We start from the raw sequence: 26,480 nt of genomic DNA, 5'->3' as shown, positions 1-26,480 counted from the left end.
TCAGCCCTGCCCGATCGCGGCCTTGACGGCCCCCGGCGTACTGGTGATGGCGGCGGCCCGCTCGGGTCGTGCCGGCCCCAGGATCTTGCCGCGCCCGATGCGGTTCAAGGCATCGCGCATGAACATCTCCCCGCGCCGCTCCTGCGGCACCTGGCGGCCCGGACCGACCGGTGGTGAGGTGTCCTCGCGCAGAATCTGCAGCAGGTAGGGCGCTTCGTCGAGATTCACGCCCAGCCATTCCAGGCTGTTGCGCGCGAGGGTCTCATCGCGCTGGCGGAAGACGAACCGGTTCGGGATGAGATTGTGTGCCGCGCCCTGGAAGTCGGTGGCCGGATCGTGCGAGGCGAGGCCGATGGCGGCCAGATGCTTTCGGCCGTCACGACTGAAGTCCGAGGTGACCGCCGCACCGACCTGGGTTTGAGTGAAATGGTGCGCCTCATCGCCGATCAGCAGTCCGAAACGGCCGTTGTCACGCAGGAACGCCTCGCGCGCGGCGACTCCCACGAGTTCGTACAGCGCGGTGCCGAGTCGTTTGGTCAGGGGCAGCCGGTTGTACAGGTGCGGTGTGGTGAGCTCCTCGGCCGAGGGCAGCGCCACCTGATGACTGCGAATCACGGTGGCGGCCGAATCCAGTCGCAGGGTCGCCAGATTCGGGTCGAACAGCACCGGCACCCGATCGGCGATCGTTCCCAGCCGGGAGGCCAGATCCGCGTAGTCGTCACCGATTCCGGGCGTATCACGCAGGCGCAGTACCACCTGGAACAGATCCACCAGCGAGGCGATGCGATGCTCGGCGATACCGCGCGGGGTGAGCAGGGAACTGGCCACCGCACCCGCACCCGAGGTCGGTGAGAGATCGAGCAACGGCAGAATCGAATCCAGGGTGCGCTCGCCCGCGATACGCGGGTCGAACAGACGCAAAGGGTCCAGGGAGACAGTCGGATTGGCCAGATCGATGACCACCGCGTCGTCGATGGCGGCGGCGAAATGCGCCCATTCCCCGACCTGGCTGCGGTCGATGGCGAGGAACTGCCCGCCCATGTCATTGACCAGTGCCGCGATGAGTTTCAGCAGATAGGATTTGCCCGAACCGAGTTCACCGGTGACGGCGAACGAGGCGGACAGATCGTGCAGCGCGGCCTCCATGATGCCGAAGTGGATCGGCTCGAAGTGCCCCGACATCAGGTTCACCCCGATCACCGGACCGCTGTCGTCGCCGATCTGACTGCTGGTGAACGGCACGAATCCGGCCCACATGTCCGAGGGCACGATATGGGCGAAATCGTCGAATGCCCGCCGCTGCGGACTGCCCGGCACCAGCATCGACCACAGGTCCACCTGTGCGCCCAGCGGTGCGGTGAGCTCGACCTGAAACCTGCGGTAGCGGCGTTTGAGCAGGTTCACCGCGTCCATGGTCGCCTCCCGGGAGGCCCCGCCGACCGCGATGACCGTCGTGAAGGACACCTCCGACTCCCCACCGTTGACCTCGAAGTGGGTGTTGTACTCCCCCAGCATCTGTGCCTTCGACATCAGGGTGTTCTGTGCGAACGACACTTCCTGATCACGCTGATCCATCTGCTCGCCGAGTCGGCGCAGGTTGGTCTCGTTGTTCTTGAGCACCTGATCCGCGGGCCGGGTCGACACCCGAATCCCCCAGTCGACGGTGACATCGCCGAGCCCCTCGATCACATTGAGGAATTCGCTGCCGCCGGGAAATGTCATGCCCGCGTATGGAAATGAATGCGGGGTCAGCATCGCCTGGTAGGAGGGCCGGAACTCGAAATCGGGTTGCACCACCTTGATCACCGGCACGAACGAGGGCCGCAGCCGACGTCCGCTGTCGGCCTGCGCGCCCTCGTCGAGGGCGGCCGAGCGGAAGACCGCGGCCGTCACATCATCGAGCGCGCCGACCCGGGTGGGCGCCACCGGATCTCCGGCCGCGCCCCGGGAAAGGTAGTGCTCCCACAACCATTGGAACAATGCCGCCGGAACCGGCATCGGGTCGAAATCCTCGCCGATCCGAGACAGGATCTCGGACGCTTTCTCCTCGTACCCCTCGATATCGGCCCGGGTGACCCCGGACAGGTCCGCCGGTGCGGCGCCGCGCCACATCCGCGCCAGCCCGGACATTCCCGGGTTGGCGGAGCCGACGGGCATGGACAGCAGGAATATTCGCGTCTGCGGCCCGATGGCACGAACCCGCTCGTAGGCCGCGACCACTTCGACCGCATACGATTCACATTCGTCGAGATCGACGCCCTCCACCATCTTGCCGAGCACGTCCAGGGTATTGAGCCCAGCCTGGATGCCCAGCAGCAGCGAGCCGTTCGGCAGGCTGTTGATCAGCGCGTGATGCGCGGCCTTGACATCGAATTTGTCACTGGCGTTGCGCAATCCGTAGCCGAGCGGATTGATGAAGTAGGTCGCGGTGACCAGACCGGCATGCGTGAACTGGAGGTTCCCGCGAATCGCCACGGTCGGCTGGAGGTCGCGGTCGAACGCCATCAGCCGCGCCCACCCGGTAGTAGTGCGCGGCCGCCGTCGATCGCCGCGAGCAGACTGCCGCCCGCGTCCAGGTTCAAGACGGGAACCGGCGCGACGGGCCGCGGCTCCGCGACCCGGTCCTCCGGGAAGATCACCACCACGGACTCCTCGATGAACAGGGTGTGCCGCGCCGACTCCGCGTCGATCGGCATTCCCGAGGCGGACACCGGCTTTCGGTGCACGAGCAGCCGACCGACCCACAGCACCCGCGAGGTCAAACGGACACCGGTGTACGGGATCAGACCGAGTGCGAACACGCTCGCCACGGTCACGACCAGTCCGGCCACGAAAGTGCCCGCCGGATTGATCGGAAAGCTCATCGAGCACACCGCGGTGATCGCCAGCAACCCGGCCGCCGCCGCGATCTGCGGCAGCGTGTACGGGCCGAAGGGCAGCTTCTGGCCGTTCTGCGCCTTGCCGATCACCGTCGGCACCCGCTTGATCGGGGTGAAGACCTTGATCACCGAACTCATCGGCCGTACCGGCCGATCGGGAAGTCCTGGACGACGGTGCCCGAGTCGACCCGCGCGTAGTTGATGATGGTCGGCAGAATCCAGAACAACACCGCCGCCACGATCGCCGACCCGGTGACCGCGAAGACCTTGCCGGGCGAGAGCTTGTTCTTGGTGGCCTCGGAGATGAGGATTCCCATGCTGGCGATGGTCAAAATGATCAGGCCGAGCCAGCGGAAGACGAGCAGTACTCCGTAGAGGATGCTGCCGAGCTGTGTGCCCATGCGGGGAGTCCTTTCCCGGTCAGTTCTGGGTTGCCTGCGGCACCTGCGCCGCACTCGCCGGCCCCTTGGCCGTGGTCGTGGTAGTACTGGTGGCGCCCGCGCCGGCGGCCGACTGCGCCGATCCGGCGGTGAGCGGAAGATGCAGCGCGGGAACCGAATCCACGGATTTGACCTGCCACTGCCCAGCCTCACGCAGCATCGTCAGCGGATAGGCCAGGGTCGGGGTGCCCGCGCCGTCGAGCTTCGGGTTCACCGAAACCAGCACCCGCGCGGTGGATCCGTTCGCACCGCACGACGCGTCGTCGGCGTTGACCGTGGCGGTCTCCGCCGAAGTGAACGGGGCCGGACGCAATGCGCCGATTCCGGAGGTCGGGGTGGTGTAGCGGGCGATATCACCCGTCCCGGTCAGCAGCGCCTGCAGGAATCCGGCGGCCACCTGGGCCAGCGGGGTGTCCGCGGCGCACGTCGCGCCGTAGTTCAGCGCCAGCTCGGGGCCGTGGCCTGGTGGTTCGACCGCGGCGGGCAGCGACAGTGCCCGCATCCGGCCCTCGACCATCGCCACCGACACCTGATAGCACTGACGCGAATCATCAGCCGCCGCACCGATTCTGCGGGTGATGCGGACCGAGACGGTCACGCCCCACACGTCCACTCCCCCGCTGGTGAGCTCGCGGCTGACGTAGACCACGCTCGGATCGCTCACCGGGCGGCCGGTCGTGGGCAGGGTGGCCTGCTGTGCACCGCCGACGAATTCCTGGATTCGATCCTGTTGTCCGGCGCCGGCACTCAGATAGGTGACAACGAAATCGCGGGCGAAGGACTCGGCCAGTTGGGATTTGCCGAGCAGCGATATCGTCGAATTGTCGGAGGGGCCCGGTGGCGGATCGGAGAACGCGTCGAGTATCGCGTGCCCGCCGCCGAAAACCGCCAGCGCCGCGAGTATTACGACGACCACATTGTCCCGGCGGCGCCGGGCGGCCATCCGGCGGAGCAGCGCCGCACCGGAATCTGCCCGTCCACCACTCGTTACGCTCACCATCGAAATGGTAGAGATCAAGTGGCGCAACGTTACTCGGCGGTACTCCCAATTCTGGGAATGGATTCAGGCGTGCGCCTTTCTGGCCTTTCGCCCGGTGAGCCGAAAGCGCAATTGTTCGTCATAGCCGATGGGCACCCCGGCCAGCGGTATTCCGGCGCTATCGCACAGCGGTTCGGGCTGTGGGGAACAATCTCCGGCACAAACGAATTGCACAATTGCCAGCGGTCGGCTCGAGTATCCCGGATAGGGGTAGAGCAGCAGCGAACTGGAGGTGTAACCCCCGCGGTAGTCCAGCGTGCGCACCGTCGCGCCGGCGGTGTACCCGGCCCGCACCTGATCGCCGAGTGCGAGCAGCTGCTCCCGATCCCCGGGATGAAAGACATCACCGGGGCGGAAGAGATAGTCCCATCGGATCCACGTGGCCGGATCGGTCAGCCAGTGCGCGATGCCGATGTGTTCCAGATGCAGCACGGCCAGGTGGGTGCCCGCGCGCCGATGTGCTTCGCGCAGCCCGATGTTCTCCAAGGTGGGCCGATGGGTGACGAGCTGTTCGGAGGTGACATCCTCGATCAGCCACCATGCGCCCCGGGCGCGCCCGTCATCTCGGCCGCGAATGGTGAAGCGACATCGGCCCGCCCGGCCCGCGGCACTGGTGACGGTGGCATCGAATTGCAGTCTGGTGCCCGCCTTCGCCTCGTACAGCAGGTCCAGCACCTCGGCGTGGCGATCGAATCCCGAGACCCGCTGGAACAATTCGGCGATGGACATCCTGGGGACGTAATCCTCGGCCGCGAATCCGGTCAGCTCGGTAATGCCGCTGGGCATGGCGAGCGTCTGGGATTCGAGATCCCAGACGGCCCCGGCCGCCGCCGGCGGGACCGGCGCTGAGTCCGCGGCCGGGCCCATCCAGAGCTGTACCCCGTGCACATCCCCCGCGGGACCCAGCACCGGTCGCGCCCAGAGCGCGTGCGGGCCGGACCGACTCGGAACGGTGAGCTTGAACTCGGTCGCCCGTTCCCGCACGGCATGCACGGCGTCGGTGATACCGGCGGGCGTCAGGCCCTGGTAGAGCGCGGGCGTCTTGGCCAGCTGCCGCTGTAGGACGCGCTGCCATGCGGCGAAGTCGCGCGCGGAGCTCCCCACAGAGGCTACTGTGAGCGCCTCGGACGTCAGCGTCTCCGCCGATATCCAGGGAATGACTGGGCCGCTTCGCATTTCGCTCGGCGGTCCCAGCCTCGACTCAGGATTCGGAGATCCAGGAGAGTTTCCCACCCATGCAATGTACCGTTGTATAGCGGTACGTTCAATGGAATTCACCTACTGGAAATCAACCGGGCCCGAGGTTAACGGCCCGGTAGCGTGCACGCAGCACTGCCCGGCGCCCCGCTCGATCGTCACGACGATTTCTCCCCGAACATGGCCAGAACGCCCGCACCCGCCAGCACGCCCAACTCCCCCAGAGCCGAAGGCACCACCCGCAATCCGGCGAGATAGCCCAATCTGGCGTGGTCCGCGACCGCCTCACCCAGCGGTTTCCACAGCGCCGGACCCGCCGCCGCCATGACGCCGCCGATGACCACCAGGTCCAGGTCGAGCAGCGCCGCCGTCGACGAAATGGCCTTGCCCAGCGCGGTTCCCGCGCGCCCCAGAGCGGCGACCGCAATGCCGTCGCCCTGCTGCGCGGCGGTGAGCAACGCCGCGAGCGAATCCCCGGACCAGCCCTGCCCCCGCGCCCACGCGCGGATCGCCGCACCGCTCGCCACCGCCTGCACACAACCGTGCCCGCCGCATTCACACCGCTCGTCGAAACCGGGCACGAGGGTGTGCGCGATACTGCCCGCATTCCCGGTGCGCCCCACCACCGCGAAGCCGCCGACGGTCATACCGCCGCTGATCTGCTCCGAGGCCGAGATGGCGAGCGAGTCCATCACACCCTGAGCCGCACCGAAGCTGCGCTCGGCCAGGGCCAGGCAGACCCCGTCCAGCGCGATGCTCACATTCGCGTTGGGAAAGACCTTGCGCGCGGCATCGACGATCGCGAAACCCGTTCGCCACTGCGGTATTTCGGTGGAAGCCACCACTCCGGCGGCCATATCCACCGGCCCGGAGCAGGCAATGCCCAGGGCGGTGACCTGGGAGCCCGCCGCCACCTCGAGCAACAGATCCCGGCAGCCGTCCCAGGGCGCGCCCGCGGGCAGGGGCACACGCCGGATCTCATCGGCGCCGACATCGTCGGCCACCTGTCCGGCGGCGAATCCGGCGGCGCCCACTTCCAGGGCCAGCACTGTCATGAGTTATCCACCATCACAAGGGTTTCCAATCGATCAGCGGGGCAGAGCTAGGCGGTGCCGGTGGGCCGCAGCGGTTGACCGAGCACGAGGTGCCGACGCGGCGCGGGCAAGGCGGGCTCGGCCCGGTTCGCGCCCTGACCATTGCGGATGATCCGCATGGGCCGATTGCGATCGACGGGAGCGATGCGGTGCCGGTCGAGATTCTCGACCACTTTGCCGGCATTGTCGTAACCGATGCCGGCCCATATCATGGCCCTGGGCGCGTCCCCGCGGGCGATGAATGTCTTTGCCAACGACTCGCATTGAGCCAACAGTGGACAGCTCTGACAGATCTCCACGGCCATCCGCCAGGATTCGGGCGTGCCGACATCGAGGTCCCAGGCATTGGGAATCTCCGCGCAGGGCGGGCGGTTGGCGCGGATCGGAGTCGCGGCGACCTTGGTCGCCGCGAGGGAAACCCCGCTCAGGGTGCGGGTGCGGGTGATGCTCATAGCCGTCTCCGGAAAACATGGGGGCACAACGCGATTCGGTCGCGTCCCACTTATCGGGCGGTCGTCGGGGCTGATCGGGCAGTCCCCGGAAGCGGCTGTAGTAGCCGGTAGAGGCACGTTAACCGACATGTGTCTACCCCGCAAGGTTTATGCCGTTATGTAACGGCACATTGACTTAGGTCCGGTTATGTTGCATCGTTGTGTAGCGGCTCGATACATTCGGTACCGCACACCAGCCCGGATCTGGATTCTGAGGATGATCGGCACAGTGGAATACACCATCGATGAACTGGCACGGGTGGCCGATACAACCGTGCGCAGCGTCCGTGTGTATCACGAACGCGGCCTCCTACCCTCCCCCGACGTCCGCGGGCGCATCGGCTACTACGACGTCAACCACCTGAGTCGATTGCAGACCATCAGCCGACTGCTGAGCCGGGGTATGAAACTCAACGGCATCCGCGAACTTCTCGAAGCCTGGGATCGCGGTGACGGATTGGCCGAAATCCTCGGCGTACCGGATCAACCCGATGAAACCGCGCCCGCGGCGACCGCACCCGCGGCACCCGCGCCGGAGCTGCCCGAGTATATGCGGAAGGCCCTGGCCGCCACCGATCCACTCGAGGCCTACCGGCTGGCCAATCCCCGCTGCTGCGATCTGGCGACGCGACTGATCGATGCGGGTCTACCCGCATCGGCCGCTTTCGGTCTGGTCGAACGTTTCCGGGTCGACGTCGACCAGGCGGTGGACCGTTACGCCGCCGAACTGTTCTTCCATCTGGCGGGCAAACCCTTCGCACAATCGGACCGCACGCCCGGTGATCGCAACGACTTCGAGACCAATATCGCCATCGCCCGGCTGATGACCAATCGCGCGGCCGCCGAGCTGATCGATCAGGTGCTGTCCCGCCATACCGATCCGCTGCCGAGCGACGACCCGGTGCCCTAACACCACTTTCGTCACTGTGACACTCAAGGCGTTGGCCCCAACCCCGCTGTCGGTCAGTGATTTTCCCAGCATTCGGCGGGCAAATTCTGTCGACCATTCGGTATAGCTAATCTGATGGCATGCGCATTATCGTGGACGATCTGTCCGGATCCGAGGTGATCGAACTGCTCGAGGCCCATGTGGCCGAGATGCTGGAGAACTCTCCCGAGGACAGCATGCACGCGCTGGATGTGGCCGAGCTGCGCAAGCCCGAGTTCACGTTCTGGTCGGTGTGGGAAGACGATGTACTCGCGGGGTGCGGGGCCGTCAAGGAGCATGATCCGAGCTTCGGTGAGATCAAGTCCATGCGTATGACAACCGCCTTCCGAGGGCGCGGGGTGGCCTCGATGCTGTTGCGGCACATGATGGATGAGGCGAAGGCGCGCGGATACACGCGACTGAGTCTGGAGACCGGATCCGGGGAGTTCTATCTGCCCGCAGTGCGGTTGTATGAGCGGCACGGGTTCGAGCACTGCGGGCCGTTCGCCGATTACACGAACGACCCGCACAGTGTGTTCATGACCCGCGAACTCCGAATCAACTGACGTGCGTGCGGCTTTCGCGCCAGAAGCGGACCAGGAAGCCGTTCAGCGCCGCCACCGCCGCGGCCAGAATGACGAAGAAGAGCACGATCACCACCAGCTTGCCGGACATGGCGAGATAGCCCTGGGTCCGCGGATCGATGAACGGGTAGGGGTACCAGTCCACGATGGGGCCGCGGATCAGCGTGTAGACGCCGTAGGCGATGGGATAGATCAACCACCAGCCGATCAGCTTCGGCGTCACCTTGATACCGGCTGGGATGATCAGCCAATCGAGCAGGATGACCAGCGGCATCACCTTGTGCAGAGCCGCATTGGTCCACAAGCCGTCCATCTGCACATCCACATCGGCGAGCAGGACCGCGTAGATGATGCCGGTGATCGTCAGATAGAGCGTGCCCGCGCCACGGAACAGCTGCCAGCCCCGCGAGCCGGGATCGCGCAGACCACCGACCAACAGCACCAGCACGCCCAGGATGTTCGACTGGATGGTGAAGTAGCTGAAGAAGTTGGTATACGAGTAGCCGTCGACACCGATATTGCGCACCGGTATGTCCACCAGCGCCACCAGCGCGAACAGACCGAAGGCAATACGCGGTACACGGACCCACATCGGCGTCCCGGCGGTAGCGACCATGGCCTGATATTCGCATGGGAAAGCGGCGAAACGGGGACGATACGCCGATACAGCACACATCAGGCAATCGCTTTCGAGCGATTTGCACCACCGCGATGAGCGGGACGGGCAATGACTTCGCTACGCTTGACGGTGCAATGACCAGGACCGCCGCCACCTCTCGCGAGCTTCGATCCCGCCTGGCCGACCTCTCGATCCGCGACGAACACCGGTTGCGTCGGCGTCTCGACAAGGTCCGCGGCGGCGATCTCACCGAACTCGAAGCCGATATCGCCGCCGCGCAACGCCGCGTCGACGCCCGCCGCTCCGCCGTACCCGAGATCCGTTATCCGGAGCAGCTGCCGGTCTCCGCGCGGCGTGACGATATCGCCGCCGCCATCGCCGCCAATCAGGTCGTGATCGTGGCCGGTGAGACCGGTTCGGGTAAGACCACCCAGCTGCCCAAGATCTGCCTGGAGCTGGGTCGCGGTATTCGCGGCACCATCGGGCACACCCAGCCCCGCCGGCTCGCCGCGCGCACCGTGGCCGAGCGCATTGCCGAGGAGCTCGGCGGCGAACTGGGCGATGTGGTCGGCTATACCGTTCGCTTCACCGATCAGGCCTCGGATCGGACCTTGGTCAAGCTGATGACCGACGGCATTCTGCTGGCGGAGATCCAGCGGGACCGGCTACTTCGCCGCTACGACACCATCATTATCGATGAGGCGCATGAGCGCAGTCTCAATATCGACTTCCTGATGGGCTATCTCAAGCAGCTGCTGCCCAAGCGCCCGGATCTGAAGCTGATCATCACCTCGGCCACCATCGATCCGGAGTTGTTCGCCCGGCACTTCAGTGCTGAGAACGGCTCGCCCGCACCGATTGTCGAGGTGTCCGGGCGGTCGTATCCGGTGGAGATCCGGTATCAGCCACTGTCCCTGGAGGTTCCACTCACCTCCGATGATCCCGATGACGAGGACACCCGGATCGTCGACCGCGACCCCACCGACGCCATTGGTGACGCGGTGCGCGAATTGCTCGCCGAGGGAGACGGGGACATCCTGGTATTCCTCTCCGGTGAGCGCGAGATCCGCGATACCGCGGACACCCTGCGCGATATGAAGTTGCCGCGCACCGAGATTCTGCCGCTGTACGCGCGGTTGTCGGCGGCCGAACAGCACAAGGTGTTCAGTAACCATGCCGGTCGCCGAGTCGTGCTGGCCACCAATGTGGCCGAGACCTCGCTGACCGTGCCCGGTATTCGATACGTGGTCGATCCGGGTACCGCGCGAATCTCCCGCTACTCCATGCGCACCAAGGTGCAACGGCTGCCCATCGAACCGATCTCGCAGGCTTCGGCGCGGCAGCGGTCCGGGCGCTGTGGACGTGTGGCGGACGGTATCGCCATCCGGCTGTACTCCGAGGACGATTTCGAAGCACGGCCGCAGTTCACCGAACCGGAGATTCTGCGCACCAATCTGGCCGCCGTCATTCTGCAGATGACCGCGCTCGGGCTCGGCGATATCGAGAGCTTCCCGTTCGTGGAGGCTCCGGACAATCGCGCGATCCGCGATGGCATCGCGCTGCTGGAGGAGTTGGGCGCGCTGGCGCGGCGCGGCGAGGAGGCCGGTAACGCCGAGATCCCGGACGCCGGACTGGTGCTCACACCCGTCGGCCGCGAAATGGCGCAGCTGCCGGTGGATCCGCGGATGGCGCGCATGCTGGTCGAGGCGAACAATACCGGCTGCCTCGCCGAGGTACTCATTATCGTCGCGGCGCTGTCGATCCAGGATGTGCGCGAGCGTCCGGTGGAGTTCCAGCAAGCCGCCGACACCAAGCACGCCCGCTTCAATGTCGAGGGATCGGACTTCCTGGCCTACCTCAAACTCTGGGACTACCTCGGCGAACAGCGGAAGAACCTGTCCTCCAACCAGTTCCGCCGCATGTGCCGTGACGAGTTCCTGCACTACCTCCGCATTCGCGAATGGCAGGACCTACACGGCCAGCTCCGCACCATCACCCGCGGCCTCGGCTGGTCCACGGAGAACTCCCAATCGGCGAGCGACACACAGTCTTCGGAGACGGACCTCGAAGAATCCGGCGACGCGCGCGGTGCGGGCAGACGCGGCCGGAACCGGCGCGGTGGCGCGCGAACGAGCGGCCCCGAGTCATCGCGAACCGACGGCGAGCCGGACGGCTCCGGCACCGGTCGGACCGACAACGAGCGGGGGCGTGCGGCAAATCGCCGCTCCGGGCAAAGTGTCTCCGACACAACAGCATCCGGCCAGGCGGGCACGGCTGCACCCGGCGGTGGGGCCTCCGCCCAGTCCGGCACTTCTCGCCGGAGTTCAGCAGTCGGGGCAGTCACTTCGTCCGGCAGAGCGGGGCAGGCGAGCGGGCGCGATGCGGGAGGCTCGGGTCTCTCGGTACGGCTCGCCGCGCAGGCCGCCGCGGCGGATGAGGCCATGCCGTGGGATGTGACCTCGATTCATCAAGCGCTGCTGGCGGGCATGCTGTCGCATATCGGTGTGCGGGAGGCGGAGAGCCGGGAGTTCCTCGGGGCTCGCAATGCCAAGTTCATGATCTTCCCCGGCTCCTCGCTGGCCAAGAAGGCGCCGCGCTGGGTGATGGCGGCCGAACTGGTCGAGACCTCGCGACTGTGGGGACGGACGGCGGCTCGGATCGAACCCGAATGGGCCGAGCGGTTGGCCGGGGATTTGGTGAAACGCACCTACTCCGAACCGCATTGGTCGTCCAAGCGGGGCGCTGCCCTGGCCTATGAGCGCGTGACGCTGTACGGGATTCCGCTGGTCACCCAGCGACGCGTGGATTTCGGGCGGATCGATGCCGAGCTCTCGCGCGAGCTGTTCATCAGACACGCCCTGGTACAGGGTGAGTGGCAGACCCAACACGCCTTCTTCGAGCGGAATCGCGAATTACTCGACGATGTCGCCGATTTGGAGCATCGGGTGCGGCGGCGCGACATCCTGGTCGACGATCAGGTGCTGTTCGACTTCTACGACGGCCGGATTCCGGCCGATGTGGTCTCGGTGCGGCACTTCGACAGCTGGTGGCGCAAGGCGCAGAAGCAGGATCCGGCGCTCCTGGACTTCACCGCCTCGACCGTGGTCAACGAGGATGCGGCGCTGCTGGATCCGACCGCCTTCCCGGACAGTTGGCGCCAGGGTGAGCTGATTCTGCCGCTCACCTATCAATTCGAGCCGGGTAAAGCCGATGACGGTGTGACCGTGCACATTCCGGTGCCGCAGCTGGCGCATGTGCGCGCGGTCGGCTTCGACTGGCTGGTGCCGGGGATGCGCGAGGAGCTCACCACAGCGCTCATCAAGACCCTGCCCAAGCAGTTGCGCCGCATGGTGGTGCCCGCACCCGATTTCGCGAATGCCGCACTGGCGGCGCTGACTCCACGTGCGGAGCCGCTGCGCACCGGGCTGGCGCGTGAGCTGTCCCGGCTGGGGTCGGTCACCATCGCACCAGCCGATATCGATCCGGCGGCGCTGCCGGATCACCTGCGCATGACCTTCGCCGCGACCGACGGCGCGGGCACGATTGTCGATCGCGACAAGAGCCTGGCCGCGCTGAAAACCCGACTGGCCCCGCAGGTGTCGAAATCGGTGGCCCGCGCCACGGCCGCCGCAGAGCGCGCCCCGGCGGCGGTATGGACCTCCGAATCGCTCGGCACGCTGGAGCCGACCGTGCGCCGACAGGTCGGCGGACAGACGATTACCGGTTATCCCGCACTGGTTCCCGAGGGTGCGGGCGTCGCGGTCCGCGTGCTCAGCTCCCCCGGTGAACAGGCCGCCGCCATGCGCACCGGCACCCGCACGCTACTGCTGAACGCGCTGCCCACCTCGGCGCGTTCGGTGACCGCGGCGCTGCCGCCCACCGATCGCCTTGCGCTGAGCCAGAATCCGTACGGCTCCCTCGACGGTCTCATCGAGGACTGCCGTGCCTGCGCCGCCGATGAGCTGATCGCGAAAGCCGGTGGGCCGGTGCGCAGTCCGGAGCAGTTCAAGGCGCTGATCGAGAAGGTCCGCCCGAACTTCACCACGACTGTCGCCCAGACGGTGCGCCTGGTGGTCCCGGTCCTGGCCGAAGCGCATCGCGTCCGCGCCGCCCTGGCCGACACCAGGGATCGTGAAGCGGCACAGGATGTCACGCATCAACTCGACGACCTGGTCTTCCGCGGCTTCGTCTCCGAATGGGGCAGTACCCGATTGCGTGAACTCCCACGCTATCTGGAGGCCGCCCGCCTGCGCCTGGAGGCCCTGCCCGCATCGGCCAACCGCGACCGCCAGGGCATGATCGAACTCGATCGCGTGCACGCGGCCTACGACCGCCTCCTCGAACTGCTCCCCGAGGGCCGCCGCAACGGCCGCGATGTCCTCGAAATCTGGTGGATGATCGAAGAACTCCGCGTCAGCCTCTTCGCCCAGCAACTCGGCACCCCATACGCGGTCTCCACAAAACGCATCGAAAAAGCCATCGACGCCGCGCGCAGACCGCCCGCCAAGCGCTGACCCGACACCGGAGTGCGGTGCGGAACTTCTACTTCGGAGCGGCTGCGCCGACCGCGTTTTCGGCGCGGTGTTTGCGGAGGGAGGCGATCTCCTGCTCGAAATCCTCGGCGGAGCTGAAGGATCGGTAGACCGAGGCGAAGCGTAGGTAGGCGACCTCGTCGAGATCACGCAGCGGGCCGAGGATGGCCAGGCCGACCTCGTGGCTGGGTACCTCGGGCGCGCCTTTGGCGCGCACGGCGTCCTCGACCTGTTGGGCGAGGAGGTTGAGGGCGTCGTCGTCGACCTCGCGCCCCTGGCAGGCGCGGCGCACACCACGAATCACCTTTTCGCGGCTGAACGGCTCACTCACACCGCTGCGTTTGACCACCGACAGGATCGCGGTTTCCACCGTGGAGAACCGTCGCCCACACTCCGGGCAGGCACGACGCCTTCTGATGGCGCTGCCTTCTTCGGCCTCACGTGAGTCGACCACCCTCGAGTCGGGGTGGCGACAGTACGGGCAATGCATCCGGGATCCTTCGTCGGGGCCTGGGCTCCTCAGCAACCTCGAGGATACCCGGACCGACGCGGTCATTGTGCGTCCGCCCGGGTGAGCGGCCCCGATCAGGTGGTGAGCTGCCACTGCGCGGTGAGATCACCGAGCAGATCCGGCAGCCTGCGCATGAGTCGACCGGCCGCCAATTTATCCGTGAAGGGTTCTGCCAGAACAGGTCTCGCGACCGCCTCATTCCCACAGAGCTCCAAATAGCGGGGCAGCAGGTCGTGAGTGATGTAATTCCAACGCGTGTCGCGATCGGCCCAGTTGAAGTCGGGCAGTGGCGTACGCAATGCCATATTCCCCGCGGTAATCGTGGTGGGCGCGAACACACCCGGCGCCAGCGCGCCCGGTACGGCGGCCTTGCCCGCGACGGTGCTGACATAGGTCATGACCCGGCCCATGACGCCGCGACCGGACGAGGTGACATCCCACTGGTCCGCGATGATCTGATTCTGTTCGCGATCGGTCATGCGCAGCGCGGCGTCGGCGAGCCCGGCCGGGGCGCCGCCGTCGATCTCCCGCCAGGCGGTGACGGCGTTCTCATCGAGCACACCGGCCCGGTACATCTCCTCGACGCCGGCCAGGCCCGCGGCGGCGTACGCCTCGTGCATGGGCACCTGGTCGATGAAGATGTGCTTCTGCATGATCATCAGCCGGGTCTGGTACCAGGTCAGGTCGTCGGCGGTGAGCCGCTCGCCCTCGGTGCCGAGTGTCTTGATATCGGCGGGCAGCAGATCGGTCAGTTCTGCGGGCGTGCCGCGCAGCAGATCGGCGACGGCACTGCCCAATTGGTGTACACCGGGCACGCTCACGATGCCGGCCACATCGCCCATATCGAAGAAGCCGGAGGCGAAGGAGCCGCCCGCCAGCCCGGCCAACCCGACCCAGTAATAGTCCGGGTGTTGATTGTTGAGCCGCAGGTAGTTCACGTACACCTGGATGAAGGTGCGCGAGTTCGCCGGAACCCCCCGCGTGGGATCCCATGCGGCCAAATCGATATCGGCGTTCCGGGTGGCGATCGTCAACCAATACTGGTGCAGCAGAGTCGCGTACCGCCGCGGTGCGATACCCGCCGCCCGCGCCTGGTCGAGTGCGGTCAGCAGCTCGTCCGGATCGAGCGGGAGCGCGGGATTCAGACCGCCGCCACCGGCGCCGTCTCCGTTGACCGATGGCAGATCCAGGTATGCGGCGTAACCGGATTCGGCCTGCGCCACCGGTATCGAGACGAACCCGAAGATCAGTGTGCCGAGCACGACGAACAGTCGGACCAGACCCGCCATCCCCCGATGTCGTGAAGCTCTGCCCCGGCTTCGGCGGTGTGGTCTCTGCGGTTCGTGCACGCCTGCCCGCGTGCGGGCGGTGCCCTGCGCCATGGTCTCCCCTTATGCGATCCCCGCCGCTCCATCGGGATCGGCGGGAGTGTTGCGGCTGTCACACTCGAGGCACCGTAGCAACGTGTTTCAGTTTTCAATCTGCATTTACGGCCACTCGCATTGGCCGTCCACCCCTATTCGAAAATCCGGTTCGACCTGCCGGTTATCGGCGGCCGCTCCCGGCCGACGCTCCGCTAATGCGTGGTGACCGCGCCCGCAACCCCACGGCGACCGCACCGCCATCCCCTGTGGTGCGGGCCCGCCCGATAGCGCCGGGCGCACCGGACTAATGCGCGGGCGCGGGCACCACATCGACGACCGAGGTCGTCTGCGCACCGAACTCACCGGAGCGCAATTGCGCGAGGGCGACCAGCCCGGCGACCGCGAGCGCGGTCATGAGCGCGGTGATCGCGAGTGCCGCGAAGCCGATCTGCGCGCGCTGCACGCGATTCAGCGGATGCGCGCCCAGCGGACGCCCCACGGCCCGGCGTGTCACGACATGCGGGCGGCCGACGCGCGCACGGTCACGGCTCACCGGTCGCACGCGCGCACGGCACGGGCGACGATCCATCACGGGCTGCCATGTCGCCTCGGCAACATCGACCGGGGCAGGTTCGGCCCGCAGCTCCCAGGGGAGGCTGTCGAAGCCGAAATCGCTTCCGATGGTGTCGAATTCGCTGATCACAGTGCGCATCGAAGAAACCTCCTGGCTGATGTACCGGGTGACTCTGGACGGTTGACTCGCTCATGTGTTCGAAGAACTGATGTTCGAATTTCTACCACGAACCACCGACACTGATGATGTTTCAGGGCCTTGACCGCTGTATCTCTCCCACCGACTGTCGCCCTGCTGGGCTGACCATCACTTGGTCTGATCGGTAGTCAAGGCTCCCGCTCGCCGGCCGGGCGGACATGACTTAATAAGAGCCTGGCGAAGCCTCATCAATGTCCTGTCTGCTCGCCCGACCGGCGTCGACCCACCGAAGTCGTTACGGGAAGGCAGTATCAAGCATGGCAGCGTCGCGGCCGGTCACCAATATCTCGCTCGTGGCGGGAGCCGATACCCACGCCGACACCATCCACGTCGCGGCCCTGGACGCGGTGGGGCGGGAACTGGGCGATCACGAATTCCCCACCACCGCAACCGGATACCGGGACGCCCTGGAGTTCTTGGCCTCCCACGGAACTGTGGATGTCGTCGGCATCGAGGGCACCAGCTCCTACGGGGCAGGGTTCACCCGCGCGGTCCTCGCGGCGGGAATCGAGGTCCGCGAGGTCATCCGGCCCGAACGATCCGTGCGGCGGATGCACGGAAAATCCGACCCCATCGACGCCTACCAGGCCGCCCGCGCGGTCTTGTCCGGGCGCGCGAACGCCGCACCCAAGACCGAGCAGATCGAGGCGCTGCGCGCGTTGAACAACGCCCGCCGCTCAGCGGTCAAAGCCAGCACCGCCGCGATGAACCAGATCCACCACATGCTCATCACCGCCCCAGCCGCGATCCGGGAGAAGTACCGGCACCTGAAGGACAAAGCACTGGTCACCGCGCTCGCAGCCTGCCGACCAGACAGAGCTGATCCGGTCGTGCGGGCGGTGCTGACCGCGCTCAAGACCCTGGCCCAACGACACCGCTTCCTCACCACCCAGGCCGACGATCTCCAGAAACAGGTCCGCGAGCTGGCCACCGCCGCCAACCCCCACCTGATGTCTCTGCACGGGGTCGGCCCCAACACCGCCGCCCAACTGCTCATCACCGCCGGAGCCAACCCCGAACGACTTCGCAGCGAAGCATCCTTCGCCGCCTTATGCGGCACCGCCCCGGTTCCTGCATCCTCGGGCAAGACCACCCGCTACCGGCTCTCCCGAGGCGGTGACAGACACGCGAACTGCGCCCTGCACACCATCGCACTGGTCCGTATGTCCTCCGACGCCCGCACCCGCGAATTCGTTCGCGCACAACGTGATAAAGGCCGCAACCCCGCCGAGATCCTGCGCATCCTCAAACGCGCGATCGCTCGCGAGGTCTTCAAATCCCTCACCCGCGGCCTGGCCGCTCCCGGACTCGAAGACCTGCGCCCAGCACGGCAAGCCAAGAACATTCCCCTCAGCATCGCCGCAGCCGCTATGGGCACCTACGTCACCAAGATTTGCCGCACCGAACTGGGCACCTACCCCGATTACGAACTCGCCCAACGCTACCGAGCATGGCTCGCCGCAGCATGACTTGACACAAATAGGAGCATCAAGGTCACGCATTTCCACGACATGCGTCGAACAGATGTTTGATCAGTCGGGACTCTCGGTCTACAGTCGAGGCACGAGATCTCCGGAGGGCGGCGCGAGTCGCCACGGAGGCCAATTCCGGTGAGACACAGCGGTGAACGGAGGACTGCGGCGGTGAGCGAACACGGCGCTGTGGAGGGTGACAACGGTCCAGCCGACCAGATCGGAGACGGTACCGAAACATCCGGCACGGGGACGGATCTCACCGTCCGCCAGCGCAAGGTGCTGGAGGTCATCCGGAGCTCGGTGAGCGACCGCGGTTATCCCCCGAGTATTCGGGAGATCGGTGATGCCGTCGGCCTCACCTCCACCTCCTCGGTGGCACATCAGCTACGCGCCCTGGAACGCAAGGGCTATCTGCGCCGCGATCCGAACCGCCCCCGCGCGGTCGATGTGCGCGGTTTGGACGAGACGGCGATGCGCGCGGGTTCCGGTGTCGCACAGCTACGTTCGGTGAGCACCGAGCCGGACAGCACCAGCGAGCACCCGATCCCCACCTATGTACCGGTCCTGGGTCGAATCGCCGCCGGTGGTCCGATCCTGGCCGAGCAGGCGGTGGAGGATGTCTTCCCGCTGCCGCGCGAACTGGTCGGCGAGGGTTCGCTGTTCCTGCTGAAGGTCGTCGGGCAGTCCATGATCGAGGCCGCCATCTGCGACGGCGACTGGGTGGTCGTCCGCCAGCAGAATGTGGCCGACAACGGCGATATCGTCGCCGCCATGATCGATGGCGAGGCCACCGTCAAGACATTCAAGCGCACCGGTTCCCAGGTGTTGCTGATGCCGCACAACCCACTGTTCGAGCCGATTCCGGGCAATGACGCCCAGATCCTCGGCAAGGTCGTCACGGTTATCCGTAAGGTCTGACCGTGCCGGATTGCCGTGACCCGGCGCCCGCCCGCAGACCGGGCGCCGGGTCACGACATTCTCCGGCTCAGCTCACCACGCCGTTCCAGACCGCATGCGCGCCGGAGTCGCCGACACGATAGGTCTGCACCGTGGCCGCGGCGCCGGCCGCCACCGCGAGTACCGCGACCGCGACGAGCACCGCTCGCCCGATCGGTTTGCCCCGTCCCTCCCGAGTGTGGACCAACGCCAGCAGTGCGGCCGCAATCAACAGGGGGACAACGAAATACAGCATCTGACCGCCCAGCCGCACATGCTTTTCGATCGCGGGTGTTGAGCCGAGCCGCTGTTGCAGCCACTCCCCCGCCTCGGCGGTCACCGGCGTCAAGACCGTCACCAGTACCGCGAGAGCGGCCGTCGGCCAGATGAATCGGCGCCGGGCCGCGGGCCAGAGCGCGCATACGATCACCAGCGCCGCCGTCATCGGCACCAGCACGACAATGCCGTGGACGAGCAGGACATGGACGGGCAATCCGCTGACTGACCACATGAATTCGGCACCCTCGCTTCGGCGATTCGCTGTTGGTACCAGAACAACGTAGTGGGACCGTGTGCGGTTCGGCCGCAGCTCGGCACGCCCTTCCGGGAGCGCGGGTCATGCGCCGATTTCCGGCGCGTCGTATTAGAGCTGTTCTCCGGTTTCCGGAGTGTTTTCGCCGGTGGGGGCGGGCTCGCGGGTGATGCGCTGGGTCGGAGCCTCGACGCGGGAGATCAATTGTGTGGTCTCGTTGTCGGCCGGGGGTTCGATGACGGGTGCGAGCAGGACGGTCTGCTCATTCACGCTCGGTGTCTCGAATGTGCCGGGCGGCGGGACCGGGCGCAGGTAGCCGAGCATTTCGTATTGCGCGCCGATGGTCATGGCGGCCGAGGTCTTGTCCTGGGAGATGAAGCCCTGATTCGGGCCGATCACCCGGCGCAGCGACTCCAGCCAGCGGTGGTCCAGGACCCGGCAATCCGCCCACGGGAAGTACTCCAGACCGGTGCGCAGAAAGAATCGGTCGCCAATGCGGCCGTGTCGCAGCAACTCCAGCAACCAGGCGTCTATCCGATTGGGCTGGGCATTGCGATAGATACGGGTATAGGGCTCTACGGCAGCGTTGGCGAACTCTCCGAAGGAGTTCAGCAACTCTGCCGGAAACTCATCGACTCTGACAAAACCGACGACATCAAGACCCTGCAACTGCTCCGGAAGTTGCGCGGCAATCCTGCGCTCGTCATGCAGTTTGAACTTCCTGTTGATGTTCTCGGTGCGCATTTGTCTCCGATTTCCCGCCTGTACTGCCGGGAACCCTAGCATGAACCCAACCGTTTCAAACCAAGTCGGTCACCTGGCCATTTCATGCTTTACTTGCACTCCCGCAATGACTCCGCAACTGCCCTGTGCACCGCTGGCGGCCGGTATCGCGGTCGGTGGCGATCAGGGCTGATAGCGTCCGGCGATGATCTCGCCCTGAGTGCGCAGTGCCGGATTCGCGGTATCCCAATAGTTGCCATGCGCCCACGGATCGATCGGAAGTTCACGCAGTAGCGGCAGATTCAGCGTCGCGCCCGCGGAGCCGAAAACCGTTGCGCCGAAATCGGGATCGGTCGGATCGGTGCCATGAATGAAATGTCCGAATTTCGGGATGGGATCGGCCGGATCGGCGGTGGCGAAGACGTGCTCCCGATTGTGGACGGGATCGATTCCGGCCAAACGCAATTCGGTGACGCGGTCGACCTCCACGCCCGGTGAACCGACAAAGATCACATTGTCGGCGGCGAGGGAATTGCCGTGACTGGCCGCCACGCCGATCAGTGTGCTGCCGTAGCTGTGTCCGATAACGGTGATATCGGCGGGCAGGGCATCGTGGGTGGCGCGCAGTCCGGCCTCGAAATTGTCCAGGGCGGGTGCGCCGTCATCGGCGTAGCGGTTGCGCAGGGCACTGCCGAGCGCGGGCGGGGTGTCGTAGCCGTACCAGGCGATGACCGAGGTGCGGGCGGTGCGATCGGCTTTGACGGCGGCATCCAGCAGGGCGCGGGCCCGGCCGACCCCCGCGCCGATACCCGCCAGCGGTGAGCCGGTGCCGGGGACGAAGGTGGCGATATTGGCGGCCGTATCCGGATTGTTCAGCCCGACCGCGCCATGACCTCGATCGTCGACCGTGAGCAGAAACCTTGGCGGAAGACCGGATTCGGACGGCGCGATGGCCGCGGTCAGGGCCGCGTAGTCGGCGAGGCGGGTGCGGTCGCGCGTGCGCTCATCGTCCCAGTCGTCGAGTACGCGCCAACCGTGCGGGGTATCCGGGAAGCCCTTCTCCCGTGCCCAGTCCGGGTGCTGGGCATCGAGGGCGTCCAGGTCGGTGGTGGCGGCGGCGCGCAATCGCTCCAGATCGGCGCGGTTGTAGAAGTCCCGCGCCACCACGGGCAGACCGTCACGATCGCCGATCGCGGGGTCGTAGGCGAACAGGGCGTCCTGATCGGCGGGTGTGAGCGAATCCCACAGCATGGCAAGGGCTTTCGGGTCCTCGGGCAGGAAGGCATTGCCGTCGAGAATCGCGGTCACCCGTGCATCGCGCTGCCCACCCCGCGGATCCGCGCGCAGGGCGGTCAATGCCTCGACCGCGGCGGTCAGACGCGCGCCGACCCGCTGGTCGGTCGCACCCGCGCAGTCCAGGAGTGGAATGAGTCGGGCCTGCAGGGTCGAGGCCTTCGCTTCGAAACACGCTTGCAGAACGAGATCCAGTACGCCACTTCCGGTATCGGCCTTCGGGGCGGTCACGGTGCCGTCCTCGGCGATCACACAGCCGTTGGCGGTCGCATCGCTCTCGATCTCGCGGACGATCGCGCAGAGACGGGCCAGGGCCGCGCCATCGGCGAGGGCGTCGGCGATATCGACGATCGCCGCACCGATATGGTTCGCGCTCCACTGCGCCGCGAGCGCCCGCAACTCCCCCGCCGTGGCCGCGGCGCCCTGCCATCCGAGCACCACCGCATCCATCCGCCGCGCCACCGCGTACATGGCATCGGTGAAGCAGCGGTTCGCTTGCACGAGGGCGTCACCGGCGACACCGGCGCTCTCCGGATACCAGCCGCGCACCTGCGACATGGTGGCCCGACCCACCCCTGCTCCTCTCGGTACCTAGAACAACCTGCGCACCCGCCGACGAACCGCGATCGGCACCCGTTACCCGGCGATGGCTGTTCGATCCGGCAGAGCGCTACCCGCCTGGCTACGGCAGCCGGTGCGTATAGCTGTCGAGTTGGTTACCCAGCGCCGCGTCCACCTCTTCGTATGACTTCACCCCGTGCTCGACCGCACCCGATAGCGCGGTCAGCCGATCGGCGAGGTCCCGCAGCGCCGCCACAATCGGTCCACCCACTCCGGCGGCAGCCGAGCCGATCACCGAATTGGGCATGGACCGGCCGACTTTCGCGATCGGATCCACCGGGTCGATCCCGGCGATCGTCTCCGCCTCGCCCCGCACGGCCGCCGCCATGACGCGTAAAGCGTCCAGATCGGCGCGCAATATCTCCCCCATGGGCTCCCCCTCTGTCGAAACTCGACGATAGATCGCGCGGAGACAGCGGGGTGGGCGCGAATCCGGAATGTGGATAAACGATCCGCCATCCACAGGCGCGGGACGGCACGACGAACTCGGACGCGGAACGACTCGCGATTACCGTGTGGATCCCGGCCGAAACCCTGCCGGGATGACGAGGGGCGCAGCCCGAATGGTCGAGGCGGAGATGGAAGACGGGTGGGCTCAGACCGATTCGCGGTCTCGGCGAGCCGCCTCGCGGGCGAGGGCGCGATCGCGTTGTTCTTCGAAGCGGATGACGTCCTTGGCCAGCTGGTCGAGGTGCGCTGCCAGGGTTTCGCGGATTCGTTCGCCGCGCGGGGTGAAGTCGGTGCGGTCGAAGATGTTCCATTTGCGCAGGACGGGTAGCAGGACATCGTCCAGGTGCTGGCGGAGGTCGTAGATGCCGTGTTTGGCGATCAGGACGCTGTTGCGGCGGAAGTCGGGCATGCCCGCGCCGGGCATGCGGAACTCGAGGATGACGTCGGTGATGGCCTGGAGGGTGTCGTCGGGGACCAGGTCCAGGGCGGCGGCGCAGATATTGCGGTAGAAGACCATGTGCAGGTTCTCGTCGGTGGCGATGCGCGCGAGCATGCGATCGGCGACGGGGTCCTGGCAGACCTTGCCGGTATTGCGGTGTGAGACACGGGTGGCCAACTCTTGGAAGGTCACGTAGGCGACGCCGGGCAGCACACTGTGATCGCCGGTGCCGGTGGGATCGTCCACGCCCTGGGAGACGCAGATCATGCGGGCGTTCTCCAGGGCCACCGGGTCGACGCCGCGGGTGACCACCAGATAGTCGCGAATGGCGATACCGTGCCGGTTCTCCTCGGCGGTCCAGCGATCCACCCAGGCGCCCCAGGCGCGGTCGCGGGAGAACGCATCCGAGATGAGCCGGTGATAGGAGGGCAGATTGTCCTCGGTGAGCAGATTGGTCACCATGGCGGCGCGTGCGACCGGACCCAGCTTGGATTGTTCGGGCTCCCAATCGGTTCCGCCCATGGCGGCGAAATTGCGACCCCGCTCCCAGGGCACGTAGTCGTGCGGATGCCACGGCTTGGCCAGGGATAGATGCCGGTTCAGATTGTCCTCCGCAACCGGCTCGAGCTCACGCAATAGTTCCAGCGGTGTCATGGATTTGCCCACGGTGGTGGTCCTGTCATTCTCCGTTGACGGCCGAATCCCTTGTCCGCGAGCCTACCCGGATTGCGCGCCGGCTACCGCGGCCCGCAACAAGACGACCGTTACGCAGCCTTACGCCGTCGAAAGACCCGATCCCGCAGGCGCGGTCGCGGTGCGAGCCAGATCCGCACGCGCCCGAGCCTTGATTGCCAATTGTCCCAGACAGCACTACCCTGGTTGCGGCCCACGGACATCCGGTGCGTACCCCACCGAATACTCGCGGGCTATCGGGGGCGATCCGCATCGAGTACCGTTGTCCGGCAGTGCCCACTGTTGTGCCGGAATGTGGGTCGCCCCCTCCCCGAGCACGTTAATGTCGGTGGCCCGGCCCGCGATTCACAGGTCGATGACGACATCCGCAATACCGCAACACAAGGAGAGCCGATGGCCCCGGCCATTCCCGCAACCGCGAGAAAGGCGCTCCCGACCGTTATCTGCACCGTGGTGGTCATCGCCGCGGCACTCTGGCAACACGAGACGGTAGCCGCGGGAATGCGCGCACTGCTCGCCGCCGATCCGGGCTGGCTGGCCGTCGCGCTCATCGCCACGCTGGGACTCTGGCCCACCTCGGTCTGGATGCTGCGCGGATCGATTCCCGCCCAACCCTCCTCGGCCCGGCTCTTCGCACTGCAGCTCGCGGTGCCCGCCATCGGTTTGATCCCGGCCGCCTCACTGCTCATCCGGCTGCGCTTCCTGCGCCGCGAGGGCCTGAGCCACAGCGCCGCGGTCGCCTCCATGACCCTCTTCGGTTTCGCCGCACTGGTGGTGCGCATCCCGCTGGTGATCATCGCCATCCTGGCGACACCGAGCCTGATCGATCGCACCAATGGGCAACCGCCCTGGCACGATCCGGGTCCACGCCTGTCCGCCTGGTGGCAGCAGACCACCGCGAACAGCTGGCACGCCGCGGGAATCTTGGCCATTGTGGTACTGATCGGCGGTGCGCTCATCGCGGCCGCCACCATCGGGCTGCGCCGCTGGATCGCCGGGCGCGGCGGCTGGCACGGCCTGGCGCATCACGCCCGCGCGGGGCGTACCGATGCCGAGTTCGCCTGGAAATCGGTCGCCGCCACCGCACTTCGGCCCGGCCGCGCCGCACTGCTGTGGGTCTGCGCACTGGCGCAACCGCTACTGATGGTGGTCGCGCTCTGGGCGGTATTGCATGCGGTGGGCGCCGGTTTGAGTCTGGCGGACACCTTCGTGGTCCAACTGGTGACGGTCGCGCTGGCCCCGCTCATGCCCTCCCCCAGCGGGGTGGCCTCCAAGGAGATCACCCTGGCGGCCGGGCTCACCGCCCTCGCCGGCCTGACCGGTGGCGTGGCCGTCGGCGCGGCGCTCGGATTCCGGCTACTGACCTTCTGGTTCCAGATTCCGCTGGGCCTGGGCTCTTTCGCCTATCTCAATCACCGCCGCGCCATCTGACGACGGGCGCGCGGCCCGAGCTCCCCGCGGCCCGGGTCACCTCGGATCAGACCGATTTGCACTCGATCGTCGAGAACTTGGCCACACCACGCCATGAGGTCTGCGCCTGCCCCTTCGCGGCCCGGACGCCGCCGCGCGCCGATATGTTGACCGCCGGCAGCTCCTCACCGGCGTAGGTCTGACCGGTGCAGGTGTAGTTGAACGCCACACCCGGCCCGGACGGCGCCGCCTGCGCGGGCGCGGTTCCGATCGCGGCGAATACCGGCGCGACCGCCAGCACCGCGACCGGTACACCCATCCACAACCTCGAGCTCACAAGCATCTCCTCACGCGCAATCGGAAAAGCGGTAACAGCAGCCGAATTCTCGCATGGGGAGTCGGACCGCGCCCCTCGGTCGGATGATCTCGGGGCGCGTGCATCACGGCCAGTCGGGCCAGGGGTAACGGATATCGGTGAGGGTTTCGCTCAATCGCCACAGGGCCCGGGCCTGGGTTCGGCTGAAGGCGAGCGGGTTTCGCAGGGTGCGGCGCGGATAGCCGAAGGTCTCCAGTCCGGGGCCCAGATAGGCATTGCCGGGCAGGTTCGGCATGGTGGCGGCGTACAACTGCGGGAGCGCGCCCATACGATCGGATTGCGCCATCGCCACCAGTGCGCGCTGCTGCACCGCCGCGAGCGCCCCGGACAGACCCCGCTCGGCAGCGGAGTCGTAGAGGTGGGTGGCGGAGAGCCCCGGGTGCGCGGCCACCGCGGTGAGGTTGGTCCCATGCGCGCGGGCCCGGCGATCCAGCTCCGCCGTGAACAGCAGGTTGGCCAGTTTGGATTGGCTGTACGCGAGCCAGCGGACATACAGCACACGCCAATTGGGATCGGACCAGTTGATGAACCCGCCCCAGGCCGCCACCGAGGAGACCGTCACCACGCGCGGTGCGGTGGCGCGCAATAGCGCGGGCAGCAACAATCCGGTCAGCGCGTAGTGACCCAGATGGTTGGTGCCGAATTGCGCGTCGAAGCCCTCGGCGGTGCGAATATTCCTGGGCAGCGCCATGACTCCGGCATTGTTCACCAGAATGTCGATGGCATTGTCGCGGGCGTCGAGGTGATCGGCGGCGCGCCGGACCGAGCTCAGATCGGCCAGATCCAGCGGCAGCACTTCGGGTTTCGGGCCGGTGGCGGCTGCGCTCACCTGCTCCAGCGCGGTGGCGGCCTTGAGTTCGTTTCGGCAGGCCATGAGCACATGCGCACCCTTGGCGGCCAAGGCTTCGGCGGTGCGCAGACCCAGCCCGCTGTTCGCGCCGGTGACCACCGCGGTCTTACCGGTTTGGTCGGGAATATCAGCCACGCCCCAGTGTCGCGGGAGCAGCGGGAGCCGCGCCGCCTTGGTCCGGTCCGAGAGCACTTTGGCCATTCCGTTCACCCTCCTCGGGAGAATTTACCGT

General features: G+C 66.7%; 24 protein-coding genes. 6 read left to right on the top strand and 18 right to left on the bottom strand.

Going from position 1 to position 26,480, the window contains the following annotated elements; all coding sequences use genetic code 11:
- From OHB26_RS23300 to OHB26_RS23270, 7 genes are all read right to left on the bottom strand, one after another.
- Entirely contained in the window at positions 1 to 2,505 is a 2,505-nt protein-coding gene (locus OHB26_RS23300; RefSeq protein ID WP_330179385.1) for an ATP-binding protein, read from the bottom strand.
- Positions 2,505 to 3,017 carry a hypothetical protein gene (locus tag OHB26_RS23295; RefSeq protein ID WP_330179384.1) on the bottom strand — a complete coding sequence of 171 codons (513 nt, stop codon included), beginning with the start codon at positions 3,015 to 3,017 and terminating at the stop codon, positions 2,505 to 2,507. The genes OHB26_RS23300 and OHB26_RS23295 overlap by 1 nt, the downstream gene beginning before the upstream one ends.
- Positions 3,014 to 3,280: a hypothetical protein gene (locus OHB26_RS23290; protein WP_330179383.1), complete on the bottom strand. Its 267-nt coding sequence runs from the start codon at positions 3,278 to 3,280 to the stop codon at positions 3,014 to 3,016. Before OHB26_RS23290 ends, OHB26_RS23295 begins: the two co-directional genes overlap by 4 nt.
- Before the next feature lie 19 nt (positions 3,281 to 3,299).
- Positions 3,300 to 4,319, bottom strand: coding sequence for a conjugal transfer protein (locus OHB26_RS23285; RefSeq protein ID WP_330179382.1), 1,020 nt, complete (start codon positions 4,317 to 4,319; stop codon positions 3,300 to 3,302).
- Positions 4,320 to 4,382: 63 nt separating this feature from the next.
- The gene (locus tag OHB26_RS23280) at positions 4,383 to 5,534 is read right to left on the bottom strand and encodes a GAF domain-containing protein (protein WP_330179381.1); all 1,152 of its coding nucleotides are present in this window, start codon (positions 5,532 to 5,534) and stop codon (positions 4,383 to 4,385) included.
- A gap of 179 nt (positions 5,535 to 5,713) precedes the next feature.
- On the bottom strand, positions 5,714 to 6,610 hold the full coding sequence (locus OHB26_RS23275) for an ROK family protein (protein ID WP_330179380.1): 897 nt from the start codon (positions 6,608 to 6,610) through the stop codon (positions 5,714 to 5,716).
- 47 nt (positions 6,611 to 6,657) lie between these two features.
- Positions 6,658 to 7,101, bottom strand: coding sequence for a hypothetical protein (locus tag OHB26_RS23270; protein WP_330179379.1), 444 nt, complete (start codon positions 7,099 to 7,101; stop codon positions 6,658 to 6,660).
- Between the two features lie 256 nt (positions 7,102 to 7,357).
- Here OHB26_RS23270 and OHB26_RS23265 point away from each other — a divergent pair, with 256 nt between their 5' ends.
- Both OHB26_RS23265 and OHB26_RS23260 read left to right on the top strand, forming a co-directional pair.
- The gene (locus tag OHB26_RS23265; protein ID WP_330179378.1) at positions 7,358 to 8,050 is read left to right on the top strand and encodes a MerR family transcriptional regulator; all 693 of its coding nucleotides are present in this window, start codon (positions 7,358 to 7,360) and stop codon (positions 8,048 to 8,050) included.
- A 119-nt stretch (positions 8,051 to 8,169) separates the two neighbouring features.
- Positions 8,170 to 8,634, top strand: a complete 465-nt coding sequence (locus OHB26_RS23260) for a GNAT family N-acetyltransferase (RefSeq protein ID WP_330179377.1) — start codon at positions 8,170 to 8,172, stop codon at positions 8,632 to 8,634.
- Here OHB26_RS23260 and OHB26_RS23255 read toward each other — a convergent pair.
- Positions 8,627 to 9,268 (bottom strand): Pr6Pr family membrane protein, encoded by a 642-nt coding sequence (locus tag OHB26_RS23255; protein WP_330179376.1) that lies wholly within the window; start codon positions 9,266 to 9,268, stop codon positions 8,627 to 8,629. The two genes, OHB26_RS23260 and OHB26_RS23255, sit on opposite strands and share 8 nt — an antisense overlap.
- A 137-nt stretch (positions 9,269 to 9,405) precedes the next feature.
- Here OHB26_RS23255 and hrpA point away from each other — a divergent pair, with 137 nt between their 5' ends.
- Positions 9,406 to 13,785 (top strand): ATP-dependent RNA helicase HrpA, encoded by a 4,380-nt coding sequence (gene hrpA, locus OHB26_RS23250; protein ID WP_330179375.1) that lies wholly within the window; start codon positions 9,406 to 9,408, stop codon positions 13,783 to 13,785.
- Between the two features lie 28 nt (positions 13,786 to 13,813).
- On the opposite strand, the gene nrdR is transcribed toward hrpA, so the two are convergent.
- The 3 genes from nrdR to OHB26_RS23235 all read right to left on the bottom strand — a co-directional run bounded on the left by nrdR (position 13,814) and on the right by OHB26_RS23235 (position 16,390).
- Positions 13,814 to 14,293: a transcriptional regulator NrdR gene (gene nrdR / locus OHB26_RS23245; RefSeq protein ID WP_067573120.1), complete on the bottom strand. Its 480-nt coding sequence runs from the start codon at positions 14,291 to 14,293 to the stop codon at positions 13,814 to 13,816.
- 95 nt (positions 14,294 to 14,388) lie between these two features.
- Positions 14,389 to 15,603, bottom strand: coding sequence for a hypothetical protein (locus OHB26_RS23240; RefSeq protein ID WP_330179374.1), 1,215 nt, complete (start codon positions 15,601 to 15,603; stop codon positions 14,389 to 14,391).
- Between the two features lie 379 nt (positions 15,604 to 15,982).
- Positions 15,983 to 16,390: a hypothetical protein gene (locus tag OHB26_RS23235; protein ID WP_330179373.1), complete on the bottom strand. Its 408-nt coding sequence runs from the start codon at positions 16,388 to 16,390 to the stop codon at positions 15,983 to 15,985.
- A 317-nt stretch (positions 16,391 to 16,707) separates the two neighbouring features.
- Between OHB26_RS23235 and OHB26_RS23230 the strand changes: the two genes are divergently transcribed.
- A complete protein-coding gene (locus OHB26_RS23230; RefSeq protein WP_330178653.1) occupies positions 16,708 to 17,919 on the top strand; it encodes an IS110 family transposase in 1,212 nt (403 codons plus the stop codon).
- A gap of 222 nt (positions 17,920 to 18,141) precedes the next feature.
- Positions 18,142 to 18,843: a transcriptional repressor LexA gene (gene lexA, locus OHB26_RS23225; RefSeq protein ID WP_330185756.1), complete on the top strand. Its 702-nt coding sequence runs from the start codon at positions 18,142 to 18,144 to the stop codon at positions 18,841 to 18,843.
- A 67-nt stretch (positions 18,844 to 18,910) separates the two neighbouring features.
- On the opposite strand, the gene OHB26_RS23220 is transcribed toward lexA, so the two are convergent.
- The 5 genes from OHB26_RS23220 to OHB26_RS23200 all read right to left on the bottom strand — a co-directional run bounded on the left by OHB26_RS23220 (position 18,911) and on the right by OHB26_RS23200 (position 23,573).
- Positions 18,911 to 19,372 carry a DUF2231 domain-containing protein gene (locus tag OHB26_RS23220; RefSeq protein ID WP_330179372.1) on the bottom strand — a complete coding sequence of 154 codons (462 nt, stop codon included), beginning with the start codon at positions 19,370 to 19,372 and terminating at the stop codon, positions 18,911 to 18,913.
- Positions 19,373 to 19,504: 132 nt separating this feature from the next.
- On the bottom strand, positions 19,505 to 20,137 hold the full coding sequence (locus OHB26_RS23215; protein ID WP_330179371.1) for a hypothetical protein: 633 nt from the start codon (positions 20,135 to 20,137) through the stop codon (positions 19,505 to 19,507).
- A gap of 162 nt (positions 20,138 to 20,299) precedes the next feature.
- Positions 20,300 to 21,982: an alpha/beta hydrolase gene (locus OHB26_RS23210; RefSeq protein ID WP_330179370.1), complete on the bottom strand. Its 1,683-nt coding sequence runs from the start codon at positions 21,980 to 21,982 to the stop codon at positions 20,300 to 20,302.
- Positions 21,983 to 22,091: 109 nt separating this feature from the next.
- Positions 22,092 to 22,400: a hypothetical protein gene (locus OHB26_RS23205; protein ID WP_330179369.1), complete on the bottom strand. Its 309-nt coding sequence runs from the start codon at positions 22,398 to 22,400 to the stop codon at positions 22,092 to 22,094.
- A 225-nt stretch (positions 22,401 to 22,625) separates the two neighbouring features.
- Complete coding sequence (locus tag OHB26_RS23200) at positions 22,626 to 23,573, bottom strand: acyl-ACP desaturase (RefSeq protein ID WP_442943035.1); 948 nt, start codon at positions 23,571 to 23,573, stop codon at positions 22,626 to 22,628.
- A gap of 432 nt (positions 23,574 to 24,005) precedes the next feature.
- Between OHB26_RS23200 and OHB26_RS23195 the strand changes: the two genes are divergently transcribed.
- A complete protein-coding gene (locus tag OHB26_RS23195; RefSeq protein WP_330179367.1) occupies positions 24,006 to 25,043 on the top strand; it encodes a lysylphosphatidylglycerol synthase transmembrane domain-containing protein in 1,038 nt (345 codons plus the stop codon).
- A 46-nt stretch (positions 25,044 to 25,089) separates the two neighbouring features.
- Here OHB26_RS23195 and OHB26_RS23190 read toward each other — a convergent pair whose 3' ends face one another.
- Positions 25,090 to 25,359 carry a hypothetical protein gene (locus OHB26_RS23190; RefSeq protein ID WP_330179366.1) on the bottom strand — a complete coding sequence of 90 codons (270 nt, stop codon included), beginning with the start codon at positions 25,357 to 25,359 and terminating at the stop codon, positions 25,090 to 25,092.
- A 103-nt stretch (positions 25,360 to 25,462) separates the two neighbouring features.
- Positions 25,463 to 26,449: an oxidoreductase gene (locus tag OHB26_RS23185; RefSeq protein ID WP_330179365.1), complete on the bottom strand. Its 987-nt coding sequence runs from the start codon at positions 26,447 to 26,449 to the stop codon at positions 25,463 to 25,465.
- Between the last annotated feature and the right edge of the window lie 31 nt (positions 26,450 to 26,480).

Source organism: Nocardia sp. NBC_01503, assembly GCF_036327755.1.
In the GTDB taxonomy this organism is placed as follows: Bacteria; Actinomycetota; Actinomycetes; order Mycobacteriales; family Mycobacteriaceae; genus Nocardia.
Note: the sequence above shows the minus strand (reverse complement) of the source record. Positions and strands in the feature narration are given on the sequence as shown.

Bases quoted from the DNA above. Each gene is read 5' to 3' on its own strand.
- OHB26_RS23300 (WP_330179385.1), bottom strand. From the start codon at position 2,505: ATGGCGTTCGACCGCGACCTCCAGCCGACCGTGGCGATTCGCGGGAAC.
- OHB26_RS23295 (WP_330179384.1), bottom strand. From the start codon at position 3,017: ATGAGTTCGGTGATCAAGGTCTTCACCCCGATCAAGCGGGTGCCGACG.
- OHB26_RS23290 (WP_330179383.1), bottom strand. From the start codon at position 3,280: ATGGGCACACAGCTCGGCAGCATCCTCTACGGAGTACTGCTCGTCTTC.
- OHB26_RS23285 (WP_330179382.1), bottom strand. From the start codon at position 4,319: ATGGTGAGCGTAACGAGTGGTGGACGGGCAGATTCCGGTGCGGCGCTG.
- OHB26_RS23280 (WP_330179381.1), bottom strand. From the start codon at position 5,534: ATGCGAAGCGGCCCAGTCATTCCCTGGATATCGGCGGAGACGCTGACG.
- OHB26_RS23275 (WP_330179380.1), bottom strand. From the start codon at position 6,610: ATGACAGTGCTGGCCCTGGAAGTGGGCGCCGCCGGATTCGCCGCCGGA.
- OHB26_RS23270 (WP_330179379.1), bottom strand. From the start codon at position 7,101: ATGAGCATCACCCGCACCCGCACCCTGAGCGGGGTTTCCCTCGCGGCG.
- OHB26_RS23265 (WP_330179378.1), top strand. From the start codon at position 7,358: ATGATCGGCACAGTGGAATACACCATCGATGAACTGGCACGGGTGGCC.
- OHB26_RS23260 (WP_330179377.1), top strand. From the start codon at position 8,170: ATGCGCATTATCGTGGACGATCTGTCCGGATCCGAGGTGATCGAACTG.
- OHB26_RS23255 (WP_330179376.1), bottom strand. From the start codon at position 9,268: ATGGTCGCTACCGCCGGGACGCCGATGTGGGTCCGTGTACCGCGTATT.
- hrpA (WP_330179375.1), top strand. From the start codon at position 9,406: ATGACCAGGACCGCCGCCACCTCTCGCGAGCTTCGATCCCGCCTGGCC.
- nrdR (WP_067573120.1), bottom strand. From the start codon at position 14,293: ATGCATTGCCCGTACTGTCGCCACCCCGACTCGAGGGTGGTCGACTCA.
- OHB26_RS23240 (WP_330179374.1), bottom strand. From the start codon at position 15,603: ATGGCGGGTCTGGTCCGACTGTTCGTCGTGCTCGGCACACTGATCTTC.
- OHB26_RS23235 (WP_330179373.1), bottom strand. From the start codon at position 16,390: ATGCGCACTGTGATCAGCGAATTCGACACCATCGGAAGCGATTTCGGC.
- OHB26_RS23230 (WP_330178653.1), top strand. From the start codon at position 16,708: ATGGCAGCGTCGCGGCCGGTCACCAATATCTCGCTCGTGGCGGGAGCC.
- OHB26_RS23220 (WP_330179372.1), bottom strand. From the start codon at position 19,372: ATGTGGTCAGTCAGCGGATTGCCCGTCCATGTCCTGCTCGTCCACGGC.
- OHB26_RS23215 (WP_330179371.1), bottom strand. From the start codon at position 20,137: ATGCGCACCGAGAACATCAACAGGAAGTTCAAACTGCATGACGAGCGC.
- OHB26_RS23205 (WP_330179369.1), bottom strand. From the start codon at position 22,400: ATGGGGGAGATATTGCGCGCCGATCTGGACGCTTTACGCGTCATGGCG.
- OHB26_RS23200 (WP_442943035.1), bottom strand. From the start codon at position 23,573: ATGACACCGCTGGAACTATTGCGTGAGCTCGAGCCGGTTGCGGAGGAC.
- OHB26_RS23195 (WP_330179367.1), top strand. From the start codon at position 24,006: ATGGCCCCGGCCATTCCCGCAACCGCGAGAAAGGCGCTCCCGACCGTT.
- OHB26_RS23185 (WP_330179365.1), bottom strand. From the start codon at position 26,449: ATGGCCAAAGTGCTCTCGGACCGGACCAAGGCGGCGCGGCTCCCGCTG.